The 11,930-nt window shown below is 36.0% G+C and carries 10 protein-coding genes; all 10 read left to right on the plus strand.

Annotation, left to right across the window (positions count from 1 at the left end):
- Positions 1-260 precede the first annotated feature (260 nt).
- The 10 genes from VB694_RS05970 (at position 261) to VB694_RS06015 (ending at position 11,891) form a co-directional block, all read left to right on the plus strand.
- Positions 261-1,472, plus strand: coding sequence for a glycosyltransferase (locus VB694_RS05970; RefSeq protein ID WP_323359396.1), 1,212 nt, complete (start codon positions 261-263; stop codon positions 1,470-1,472).
- A 103-nt stretch (positions 1,473-1,575) separates the two neighbouring features.
- A complete protein-coding gene (locus VB694_RS05975) occupies positions 1,576-2,658 on the plus strand; it encodes an acyltransferase (protein WP_323359397.1) in 1,083 nt (360 codons plus the stop codon).
- Positions 2,659-2,785: 127 nt separating this feature from the next.
- Positions 2,786-3,565: an FkbM family methyltransferase gene (locus VB694_RS05980; protein ID WP_323359398.1), complete on the plus strand. Its 780-nt coding sequence runs from the start codon at positions 2,786-2,788 to the stop codon at positions 3,563-3,565.
- 9 nt (positions 3,566-3,574) lie between these two features.
- Positions 3,575-4,765, plus strand: coding sequence for a hypothetical protein (locus VB694_RS05985; RefSeq protein WP_323359399.1), 1,191 nt, complete (start codon positions 3,575-3,577; stop codon positions 4,763-4,765).
- A gap of 17 nt (positions 4,766-4,782) precedes the next feature.
- Positions 4,783-6,141 (plus strand): hypothetical protein, encoded by a 1,359-nt coding sequence (locus VB694_RS05990; protein ID WP_323359400.1) that lies wholly within the window; start codon positions 4,783-4,785, stop codon positions 6,139-6,141.
- Positions 6,142-6,143: 2 nt separating this feature from the next.
- Positions 6,144-7,277 carry a glycosyltransferase family 4 protein gene (locus VB694_RS05995; protein WP_323359401.1) on the plus strand — a complete coding sequence of 378 codons (1,134 nt, stop codon included), beginning with the start codon at positions 6,144-6,146 and terminating at the stop codon, positions 7,275-7,277.
- A gap of 21 nt (positions 7,278-7,298) precedes the next feature.
- The gene (locus VB694_RS06000) at positions 7,299-8,558 is read left to right on the plus strand and encodes a glycosyltransferase (protein ID WP_323359402.1); all 1,260 of its coding nucleotides are present in this window, start codon (positions 7,299-7,301) and stop codon (positions 8,556-8,558) included.
- Between the two features lie 43 nt (positions 8,559-8,601).
- Positions 8,602-9,825, plus strand: a complete 1,224-nt coding sequence (locus tag VB694_RS06005; RefSeq protein ID WP_323359403.1) for a glycosyltransferase family 4 protein — start codon at positions 8,602-8,604, stop codon at positions 9,823-9,825.
- Entirely contained in the window at positions 9,822-10,886 is a 1,065-nt protein-coding gene (locus VB694_RS06010; protein WP_323359404.1) for an NAD-dependent epimerase/dehydratase family protein, read from the plus strand. Before VB694_RS06005 ends, VB694_RS06010 begins: the two co-directional genes overlap by 4 nt.
- Positions 10,887-10,970: 84 nt before the next feature.
- Positions 10,971-11,891, plus strand: coding sequence for a class I SAM-dependent methyltransferase (locus tag VB694_RS06015; RefSeq protein WP_323359405.1), 921 nt, complete (start codon positions 10,971-10,973; stop codon positions 11,889-11,891).
- Positions 11,892-11,930 lie beyond the last annotated feature (39 nt).

Here is an 11,930-nt window from a genome sequence, read left to right on the forward strand (position 1 = left end):
TCCTATTTTATTCCAGCTAATTCATTTGAGATACTAGATGTCAAATTAGTTGTTTCAAATTCACAAATTATGGGAATGTGTCAATTTTAGGATGGAATATGGGTACTTTATAAATATAGGAAATTGAAAATATATTCTTCAAAAATTCATTGCCTAATAATAATGAAGAGTATAAAGAATTCAATTGGGATTTGGTTAGAGTGACCCGATATCATCATTTGTAAATTAACCCAGGCGTTTTGTTTTAGATTTTAAAAACCATGCCAAAAACACCGAAATATCGGATTATTCATTTGTCTAAATATTATCCTCCAGACCGGGGTGGGATAGAAACACACGTCCAAACTCTAGCTCAAACCCAAGCTGCTTTAGGTGCAGAAGTTCATGTAGTTTGTGTCAATGCTTTTAATCAGCAAGGACAGTTATCTCATATAACCAAGACTGTGAAAGAGATGGATGGTGATGTAAGTGTGACAAGGATGGGTAGGCTGTTATCATTAGCAAGATTTGATATCTGTCCAGACCTCCCTAAAAAAGTATGTCAAATAGCTCAACAACCAAATACCTTACTGCATTTGCATACACCTAACCCCACAATGTTGATGGGTTTAACAATGCTCAGGAAAAGTGTACCTTTAGTAATTACCCACCACAGTGATGTCATCAAGCAAAAGAAATTAAAATATTTATTACGTCCCTTTGAATATTGGGTTTATCGTCAAAGTTCCTGGATTTTAACAGATAGTTTACCATATATTGAAGGCTCAAAATTTTTACAATTTTATGCTAAAAAATTAAGTGTTCTACCACTTGGTTTAGATACTACGAATTACAGTCAACCAAACAAAAGAGCTATTGCATTTAGTCATCACCTCACAGATAAATATCCAGGTCCAATCTGGTTGGCAGTTGGTAGATTAGTCTATTACAAAGCATTGCATATAGCCATTGAAGCTTTGAATTTTGTTCCAGGAACATTAATGATAATTGGTGGTGGTCCTTTAGAACAAGAACTAAAAACTCTAGCTAAGAAGATTGGAGTAGACAAGCGGATTGTTTGGTTAGGTCGTGTAAGTGAGGATGAATTGGTTGGTGCTTATCATGCTGCCACCAGTCTTTGGTTTCCTTCTAATGTTCGTAGTGAAGGTTTTGGTTTAGTTCAGGTAGAAGCAATGGCTAGTGGTTGTCCAGTAATTAATGCTCATATTCCCTGTAGTGGTGTACCTTGGGTCAGCCGACATGAACAGGAAGGTTTAACAGTCCCAATTAACGACCCAGTGGCTTTAGCTGAAGCTGCAAAACGGCTGCTTTCTGAACCTGGACTGAGGAATAAACTCGTTAAAGCCAGTCGCAAACGAGCAGAATATTTTAACCACACAACAATGGCCGAACGCAGTTTTGAATTTTATGATCAAGTTTTGAATCAAGAACGAAATTATGTAGTTATGCCAAAGCCAGTGGATTTATTATGAAAATTATGCACGTTTATGCAGGAAATTTCTTGGGTTGACATAGATTTACACAAAATCTTGATTATCCAACTCCAGTAACTTGAGGCAAGGATTAACTATCATCATGTTTATTAAGTATGATTCAAATACTACACCTCAAAAGCAGGGTTATATTCCTGCTCTTGATGGAATTAGAGCCATAGCTATACTGTTAGTGCTTTTTGCTCATAGCGTCATTTTTGATCAATTCACTTGGCTTCGTAGTATTGGATTCCAATTAGGCCTTTTTGGGGTTTCTATATTTTTCGTACTCAGTGGTTATTTGATCACACGATTGCTGATTCAGGAAGAAGAACAAACGGGGAATATTTCGCTCAAATTTTTTTACATTAGACGTGCATTTCGATTGTTACCCGCATTATATTTGTACTTATTCGTTGTCTGGGTATTATGGATTATGGGACTATTACCAGATAATCCCTGGCACAGCTTTATTAGTTCTTTACTTTACATCAGAAATCTAATCGGTCGTGGAGATGCAACTAACCACATCTGGTCTTTATCCTTTGAACAGCAATTTTATTTTTTGTGGCCTATCACCATAACATTGTTTAGGCAACAAAATATTCGCCGCTTAGTTATCGCCTTTATATTAATATTGACTGTGGTTGTCTGGAGGTGTTATGCCATAACCAACAATTTAGCGACTTACGGCGATGTTTATATCCGTACTGATTTTCGCTTAGATTCACCGCTTATAGGATGTGCCATAGCCATAATTGAAAAGATAAAACCTCGGCTAATAATACGATTTAATTCAAGCCCTTTCCGAAGTGATATGTTGTTAATCACAGCAATAATGTTAATGATTTGTTGGATGACGATTCAATTACAAATAGGTATAGTTTGGAGTATTGATTCTACCATAACATCTCTAATTGCTGGTATTGTTGTCATTTCCCAAATTGTTCATTATGATAGCTTTGGTAAAAGATTTTTAACTTTACCACCACTAATCTTTATTGGCAAAATATCATACGGACTTTACCTTTGGCAGGGGTTGTTTCTCGGTTTGCAAGTAGGGGCATTTGGAGTTATGCGAAAATTTCCAATCGATTTGATACTATCTTTTTCATCAGCTTTGATATCTTATTTTTTCTTGGAGAAAAGGTTGCTGAAAATCAAAGATAAGAAGTTTCATAAATGACCTCATCTTTTATCTATTTACAAATTGTTCACAACTTTATATTAGACAAATTCAGCCATTTTGAAATAGGGTTCACCTATTTTTTGTCCACACAGCCAACCATATTCATTTTTCAGAGAAAAACCAAATGCCATTTCCAAAGCATATAATCAAAGCTGTTTTTCAATCTTTTGGATATCAAGTTAGAAAATGTCCAAAATCTCTATCATCAGCAGCTTCATTTCTTCACCTTGATCCCTTTTACGATCAACAATTTCTGCTGAGAAATATTGCCGTTGATACCATTTTCGATATTGGCGCACATATTGGGGAAACTGCAAAGCAGTACCACCAACTTTTTCCCAAGGCAAAAATTGTCTCCTTTGAACCATTTCCTGATTCCTATGCTCAATTATCTGAATTTAGTGCCACTATTGAGCAGATAGAAGCACACAATCTAGCAGTTGATACAGCGACTGGAGAAAAAACTTTTTATTCAACCAGTTTTAGTCCCATGAATTCCCTTTTACCGTTAGCAGAATCCAGCGGTAAACATTACGAGCAAGCTGTTTCTACAGTTGTTGATTCTATTCATGTTAAAGCCACTTCATTGGATGATTTTTGCAAAAATAGAAATATTCAGAAGATCCAGATATGCAAAATGGATATTCAAGGAGCAGAACTACTGGCACTTCAGGGAGCAGTAGAATTGCTAACAAACAAAGGAGTTGATTTGTTTTATCTTGAAGTTTCATTTAATGAAATTTATCAAAATCAAGCTCTTTTTTATCAAATTTGCGATTTCCTAGCCAGGTATGATTATAAATTATTTGGTGTATATAATTTATATCATGGTAAAAATAATCTCTCCTTAGTAGCGGGCGATGCGTTATTTTTGAGTCCCAGAATTGCTGATAGTCTTGAGTAGTTTTTAGTGATGGAATTATCAACTTTTTCACCCGAACACCCTTTGTTGCTGATTACCGATTATCCAGCAGATACCGGCGGTGGTGGTGCTGTCATTTTGCGTAGTCTGCTGAGTCAGCAAGAGCGAGAAAAGGTGATTTGGCTGAGTTTGTCCGGTGCGACGCAATCCGATCCAGCCTTATGGAAAGGACATCATCGTCTCACTCAAGGTTCATCTGGAATGATCTCATCTGCTCGGCGCTCTATTTTTTTAGATAGCACCTGGTTTGCCGGCAATTTAGCCGCAGAAATCCTTGATATTGCCAAAGAGCGCCAAGCAAGAGGCTTATGGGTAGTAATGCACGGTGCAGTCGTTCACGTTGCGGCTCATCTTATCCGTGCTGGACAGCTACCGATCCACCTAACTGTCCATGATGATCCTACCTCTTACATAATGCGTTCCAAGAAAAATTTTGTTTTAACACCTTTAGTAGAGAGAGATTTAGCATTCGCTTTAAAAAAAGCAGACTCAATCGACGTAATTTGCCAAGGTATGGCTCAACGATATAAATCTCGATATGGTGTTGACAGCACTATTGTTCATCGGGGAACAAATCAAGAAATTGAGCCAGAAACAACCTATGATAAAAATCGGTTTGGTCTTGCTATTGGTGTTTTGGGGAATACCTACAGTTACGAGCAATTACCAATTCTCTGCCAAGCCATCATAGAGGCATCTCGTCAATTGGGAGTACCAGGAAAATTAGTGATTGTGGGTCAAAGCTTTGGCGATCGCTTACAAAAGCATTTCTCTGGACAACTTGATATTGATGTAGCCAATCATTTAGACGAAACAACAGCAATAGAACGCCTACGCCAGTGCTTTATGCTTTATCTTAATTATCCGTTTTCCTGGCGGACTCGTGTATTGCGTCAAACTTCTTTCCCGACAAAGCTGAGTACATATCTGATGACTGCAAGACCGATCATTATGCACGTTCCTGATGATAGCTCAGTTATGCCCTTAGCTAATTATTCAGGATATATAAACCTGTGGAATAATTGTGATCCAATGACGGGAGCAAAGATACTCATAAAATGTTGGAGTGAGTCTAAAAGCGAGGATAATTTTCATATCCCGGCAGAAAATATACGTCAAAAATACTATGATTTGAATCGCAACCAAGAAAATTTATTTAAACTTTTGAATGCCCTCACCTAAAATTACAGAGGAAAATCGTGCAACACACAACGCAGGACTTACCTAATCTTTCTATATGGGGAAAAATACATTGGACATGGGCGCACACCTTTATCGTGCTACAGTTTATCCTGCAAATATTACTTCTAGTGCCAGGAATTGGCGGGATTCGAGGTCCAATACGGATTGCTGCTTTTGCTGTGGGTTTGTTTTTATTGATGTTTTTAACAGCCAAAGAAACAAAGAAACATCCAGCAACTACACCAGCAATTATAGTCTTAGGAATAATGCTGTTACAGTTTTGTCTCAATCCCTATATTAATTCGATCACCGCAGGAATAGCTCAAGGAGCTATGTATCTGGCTATTCTCAGTCCTCTTTTTTGGGGAATGAGGTTAAAAATTACAGAAAATGCTTTTGAGAGCTTAATGTTTATGATGTGGGGTATTAATACATTAAGTTCCATTTTCGGAGTATTGCAGGTATATAATCCAGGTAAATTTCAGTTGGGTATTTCTACTCTTGTTCAGAACAACCGCTTTGGTGGACAAGATTTATTAATCACCTTAGCTAACGGCCAACAGACTTATAGACCGACAGGATTAAGCGATATACCAGGTGGTGCAGCAAATGCGGGATTATATGCGATTTTATTCGGTGTTGTGATTGCGCTTAAACACAAAAATCCAGTTTTAAGGATAGTTGGTATTGGGAGTGCAGTCCTGGGTTTATTTTGTATTTATCTGACTCAAGTCCGTTCTATTTTGATCTTAGCTGTTATTTCTATGGTGTTTTTGGCATTTGTCTTGGTGAAAACAGGTCAAATTGCCCGTGCAACAGCGATGATATCAGGAGTGACAGCCTTGTTTGCGGGGACATTTTCTTGGGCGATCGCCATTGGTGGAGAATCAACATTACAACGCATAACTAGCTTATTTGCTGCTTCTCCTCAACAAATTTACCAACAAAACAGAGGTAAGTTTTTAGAAAATACTATTGACAACTTACTACCTCAATATCCTTTAGGGGCAGGTTTAGGACGTTGGGGGATGATCAATAACTATTTTGGCGATAATGTCGATTTGGTATCCCAACCAATTTGGGTGGAAATCCAATGGACAGCATGGTTAGTAGATGGGGGAGTACCGCTGATATTTGCTTACGCTTTTACTATTTATTGTGCCTGTCAGACCGCTTGGAATATTGCTGTAAATCGCAAATTGGGAGATTTTGCCCTGTGGGGAGGGTTAATTTTTGCTTATGACATTGGGGTGGTAGCACTGACTTTCAACTACCCTATTTTTATGAGTCAAGGTGGTATGGAATTCTGGTTACTGAATACAGCATTATTTGTAGCCGCTGGCAATATTCTGGCTCAAAAACCTTTAGATGTGTAGTGATGAAATCTTATTTGCTAGTAACAGGTGATTTTGTCAAAACAGGTGGGATGGATAGAGCTAATTTTGCTTTGGCTGACTACTTAGCAAGGCAAGGTGAACAAGTACATTTAGTAGCTCATCGAGTTGCTAGTGAATTGTTAGCATATCCTCATGTTAAATTCCATCAAGTCCCAAAAATAGGTAATTCTTATTTACTTAGCAGTCCTTTACTAAATAGAATGGGACGTATTTTAGCACAGCGTCTAGAGGCGAATGGTGTTAGAGTCTTGGTCAATGGTGGTAATTGTCAATGGAAAGATGTGAATTGGGTGCATTATGTTCATGCTGCTTATGAACCTAATCATCAAGCAGGTTTGTTACATCAATTCAAGGGATCTGTTTCTCGTCAAATGTTTTTAGCCGCAGAAAAACAAGCATTACAATCTGCGCGGGTAATTATTGTTAATTCAGACCGGACTAAACAAGATTTAATTGATAAATTAGCGATTCCTGAGCAAAAACTGCACAAAGTCTATTATGGAATCGAACCGCAAATTTTTCATCCAGTGACACCAGCAGAAAAAGCTGCATTGCGTCAGCAATTAGGATGGTCAGAAGATCAAGAAATTGTTATATTTATTGGTGCTTTAGGCGATCGCCGGAAAGGATTTGATACACTTTTTGCAGCATGGCAACAGTTATGTAAAAACCCTAATTGGAATGGTTATTTAGTAGTGATTGGTACTGGTGCAGAATTACCAGTATGGCAAAATCGCGCTGCTGATGCTGGTATTTCTAACATTAATTTCCTGGGTTTTCGTGCTGATGTGCCAAAATTGCTACAGGCGGCTGATTGTTTAGTTGCACCTACTCGTTATGAAGCTTATGGTTTGGGGGTACATGAAGCTCTGTGTTGTGGTTTACCCGCTTTAGTCAGTGCTACGGCTGGAGTTGCAGAACGCTATCCCCAGGAGTTACAAGACCTATTAATTAATAATTCTGAGGATATTGTTGAATTGGTGGCGCGACTGCAAAAATGGCAGAAAGATAAAAAATATTACAAAAATAACGTATCTTATCTTTCAGAACAATTACGCAGTTATACTTGGGACGATATGGCCAAAAACATTAGAGAAAAGATCAACAATCATTAAATACACTAAAAAGATTTATTTATGGATAATCCAGCATTTAAGCAAAGAATTGCTTGTTATACATTAATTTCCAAAAATGCGGGTAGTTTAGCATCTGCAAACTTTTTGATTGTAGAAGAACTATTGAAAAGAGGTTATGAAATTGATTTATATGGCATAGGTAATTTTAATTATCCTGAAGAATTATCTGATTATAAAAATCTTCATTACATACCGCTAAGAATTGCACCAGTTCAATATATTTGGTATTTTTTAGAAAAGCTTCCCCAAAAAGGAGGCAAATTATATACAATTTGGGCTAAAATAAGTTCTGCAATATATTTCAATTTTATTGGTAAAAAAGCAAATGAAAATCATCAAGATGCAAAATATAAGTTCACATTATTTTTAGGACTTCCGGCTTTTTTTAGAATAAAAAATATTCCTAGTATAAGTTGGCTACAAGGGACTTTTCAAACTGAATGGGAATCTATTAAAAAGCTAAAAAATACGATAATTTCTTTATGTGGAATTAAAGAATACTTGATTTTACAAGCTTTTTATACATATTCAAACATGGTAAATCGCAGAATATATAAATTTACTGATATTTTCATTTGTGGTAGTGAATGGTCTCAAGAAAACCTGATATTATGGGGATTAGATAAAAAGAATATCAAAATATTACCTTATCCTATAGACCTTAACTTTTTTCAACCTAAGAGTGTAGAGAGAGACAATAAAGATAGTAAAAAAGTATTTTTATGGCTAGGAAGAATAGTTCCCAGAAAAAGATTAGATTTACTATTAGAAGCATTTCAAGAGCTTTTAAAGGAAAACTATAATGTGCATTTAATTGTTATTGGTCAATTTTCTTACGCCAAAGGTTACAAAAAACTGATTAAAGAATTTGAATTTCCTGAAAATTTACACTACCAAGAAAATATTTCCAGACTCGATGTACCAGAATTAATGAATTCAGTAGATTTTTTAATTCAACCTAGTGAAAGTGAAAATTTTGGTTCTTCTGTAGCTGAAGCTTTATGTTGTGGTGTACCGGTAATCTTAGGAAATACCAATGGCACAAAAGACTTTATTAGTTCTTCTTCGTGGATATTTAAGGAATATTCCGTAAAATCTCTGAAAGAAATTATGCAAATAGCAATGGATACTATAAATGAGAAAAGAACAGAAATATCTTTAGAAGCAAGGACAACAGCCGAAAAAGAATTTGATATTGTCACAGTTGTAGACAACCTGGAAAATATTTTTGCAGAAGCTCTCACAAAATTAAATCATTGAAATATATATCACGTTAAGGAATTATAAAATTAGTGGAAAATAGATGAAATCACTACGAATTTTGCTGGTAATAAATTCACCACCTCTACCATTTGGAAAAGCTGATGCTAGGTGGTACTATGTTTTACTTCAAGGATTAATTGAGAGAGGTCATCATGTCACAATCTTTGCAGTTTGTAACACATTAGAAGATATTGCCAAATCTCAAGCTCTTTTTCCAGCACCAGAATATGACCTCCGTTGTTATCTCATTCCCAAGGAAAATAAGGGACTGATGGCCAAAATAAAAACCATCCAGCAACCCTATTCTTATGTATTTAGTCCTGAATTGCGTCAGGATTTAGCTGCGGAACTGGCAAAACCTTATGACATCTTGCATCTTGAACAGCTTTGGAGTGGTTGGCTAGGACTTGAACACAGGGAAAAGGCTATAGTTAATATCCATTATCTATTTTCCTTAGATGGAACTTTTGAGGATCATAAATCTTTAGAAACTCGGTTGAGAAAGTTTTTTACCTATCGAGCAGAGCAGAAATTATTGCGGGCTTTTCCGAGAATAATGACCTTATCAGCACGCCTTAGTAAACATATCAAAGCAGTTAATCCCCAAGCTCAGATTTATACAGTTCCATTAGGAATTGATTTTTCACTTTATCCATTTGCGGAACAAAAACAGATCAACCCACAACCAATTGTAGGATTAATTGGTAGCTTTAATTGGACACCATCCTATACTGCGGCTGAGAGACTTTTGACTAGACTATGGCCAGAGATTAAACGCCGTGTTCCCCATGCTAAATTACAAATTGTGGGGCTTTCTGCTCAAGATACACTGGCAAAATTTACTGATATAGAAGATTTAGAAATTTACCAAGATGTACCAGATACTTTACCATATTTTGCTAATATGGATGTGATGCTATATGCACCTATTTCTGGCAGCGGCATGAAAGTTAAAGTTATGGAAGCTTTTGCTTTAGGGACACCTGTTGTTACTACTTATGAAGGGGTTGAAGGTATTCCGGCTGGTGATGGTGTTCATGCTGGTATTTGTGATGATGATCAAGGTTTGATTGAACGGACTGTGGAATTATTAAATAATTCATCTTTACAACAACAAAGGAGGGTAAAAGCTAGAGAATTACTTGAAGAATATTGTAGTCCACAGGTAACTGTAGATCAAATTGAAGGAATTTATCAGGAAATTTCAGATAGTCAGCAATCAAGTTTTTATCAAACTACAAATAATCAGGTAAATCTAAGATGAGTGTTGTAATAGTCACGGGTTCGGCTGGACTTATTGGTTCAGAATCAGTACGTTTTTTTTGTCAACAGGGCTTTAATGTTGTCGGCATAGACAATAATATGCGAGAGCAATTTTTTGGGAAAGAAGCCTCTACGGAATGGAATCATGAGCGACTATTAGAAGATTATCAAGACCAATACATACATTATTCCATTGATATTCGAGATCATGAAGCAATAGCTGAAGTATTTAATACCTATGGTAAGGATATTCAACTAATCATTCACACTGCGGCTCAACCATCTCATGACTGGGCTGCTCGTGATCCTTACACTGATTTTACCGTTAATGCTAATGGTACTTTGGTGTTACTAGAAAATACTCGTCAAGTTTGCCCAGATGCCGTATTTATTTTTTGCTCAACTAACAAGGTTTATGGAGATACACCCAATTATTTACCACTTATTGAGCAAGAACTAAGATGGGAAATTGAGGAAACACACCCTTATGTTCAAGGTATTGATGAAACCATGAGCATCGATCAATCCAAACACTCTTTATTTGGAGCATCGAAGGTATCATCTGATATTTTAGTTCAAGAATATGGTCGTTATTTTAATATGAAAACTGCCTGTTTTCGAGGAGGTTGTTTAACTGGTGCTAGTCATTCTGGCGCAGAACTGCATGGTTTTTTATCTTACTTAATGAAATGCACAATGACTGGAAAACCTTATCAAATTTACGGTTATAAAGGTAAGCAAGTGAGAGATAATATTCACAGCTATGATTTAGTCAATGCTTTTTATCATTTCTACAAATCACCTCGCATAGCCGAAGTTTATAATATTGGAGGAAGTAGATTTAGTAACTGTTCCATGTTAGAAGCTATTAAAATTTGTGAAGAAATAGCTACAAAAAAACTTGATTGGAGTTATGTTGAAACAAATCGTTCAGGTGATCATATTTGGTGGATTAGTAATATCCGGAAATTCAAAAATCATTATCCTGACTGGAATTTAAAGTATGATGTCCAGGATATTTTGCAGGAAATATTTACCCATAATACTACTCGATGGATATAGAACATCAATATATTTGAATATTGGAGAATTTGGCTCAAGTATATGTAGGGTTTTTAAGTCAATAAAACAAGAAATAACACAATTATGAAGTTTAAAAAATACCTAGAATTCAAACAATATATCTGGAGCAATTATCAACCTTATGCTCAAGAATTATCCCCTATAGAAGAAGGTTATAAAACTGGTACAAATTGGGCTAAAAGAAATGCACCAAGATTTTTCCGAGCATTACAAGTAATTGATTCACTTATTACTGAGGCAAACTTTACTCTTATAGATGTAGGAGCATATCCTGGTAGTTTTTCCCGGCTTGCTAAAGCTAGTTTTGGTGAATCTATTACCGAAATTCATGCTTGTGGTATGACACCGGATGAGGACTTTAAAAAGCTTCTAGCAACAGAAGAAATAAATTTTTTTCCTTGTAATCTCGATCCAGATATTCAATCGCCTTTTAATATTCCAGTGGGGTTACCTCTGGCAGATAATTCTGTAGATTGCATAGTTTTAATGGAAGTAGTAGAACATTTATATTCATTGAAAACAATAATGTTAGAATGCTATCGGGTTTTAAAGCCTAATGGCATTTGCTATATAACAACCAATAATATTTCAGATCGTGTAGGACTTTTACGGCTTCTTTGCAAGAATAGCACAAATCTTGACGAAGACTTAGAACAAACGAGTATTTGGTCTGATTATAAAAATACATGGCGAGGTCATGTTCGCTTTTTTTCACTAAATCAATTATGTGAAGTTGGTATGAAATCTGGCTTTAAAATAGAAAGAGCAAGTTATTTTCAACATTATGAAGATCCTGATGTATATATTCATAAGGAGGAAGCAAATATTTTCTCCCGGATTTTGCGAAATAAGCTTAAAGGAGATGGATCTAGACCTCCACTATGGTTAAAAATGTATGCACAATCTATATGGCATCTAGGAATCAAGTCGCTTTCTATTTCTTACAGTAGTCATATTGAAATTGTTTACCGTAAGCCATCTTAAATAAGAACACTTTTTTTAATATAATTAACTTCTTTGAAA

Source organism: Anabaena sp. UHCC 0451, from assembly GCF_034931405.1.
In the GTDB taxonomy this organism is placed as follows: domain Bacteria; phylum Cyanobacteriota; class Cyanobacteriia; order Cyanobacteriales; family Nostocaceae; genus RDYJ01.

Excerpts from the sequence above, each read along its gene's own strand:
- VB694_RS05970 (WP_323359396.1), top strand. The coding sequence starts at position 261 with ATGCCAAAAACACCGAAATATCGGATTATTCATTTGTCTAAATATTAT.
- VB694_RS05975 (WP_323359397.1), top strand. The coding sequence starts at position 1,576 with ATGTTTATTAAGTATGATTCAAATACTACACCTCAAAAGCAGGGTTAT.
- VB694_RS05980 (WP_323359398.1), top strand. The coding sequence starts at position 2,786 with ATGCCATTTCCAAAGCATATAATCAAAGCTGTTTTTCAATCTTTTGGA.
- VB694_RS05985 (WP_323359399.1), top strand. The coding sequence starts at position 3,575 with ATGGAATTATCAACTTTTTCACCCGAACACCCTTTGTTGCTGATTACC.
- VB694_RS05995 (WP_323359401.1), top strand. The coding sequence starts at position 6,144 with ATGAAATCTTATTTGCTAGTAACAGGTGATTTTGTCAAAACAGGTGGG.
- VB694_RS06000 (WP_323359402.1), top strand. The coding sequence starts at position 7,299 with ATGGATAATCCAGCATTTAAGCAAAGAATTGCTTGTTATACATTAATT.
- VB694_RS06005 (WP_323359403.1), top strand. The coding sequence starts at position 8,602 with ATGAAATCACTACGAATTTTGCTGGTAATAAATTCACCACCTCTACCA.
- VB694_RS06010 (WP_323359404.1), top strand. The coding sequence starts at position 9,822 with ATGAGTGTTGTAATAGTCACGGGTTCGGCTGGACTTATTGGTTCAGAA.
- VB694_RS06015 (WP_323359405.1), top strand. The coding sequence starts at position 10,971 with ATGAAGTTTAAAAAATACCTAGAATTCAAACAATATATCTGGAGCAAT.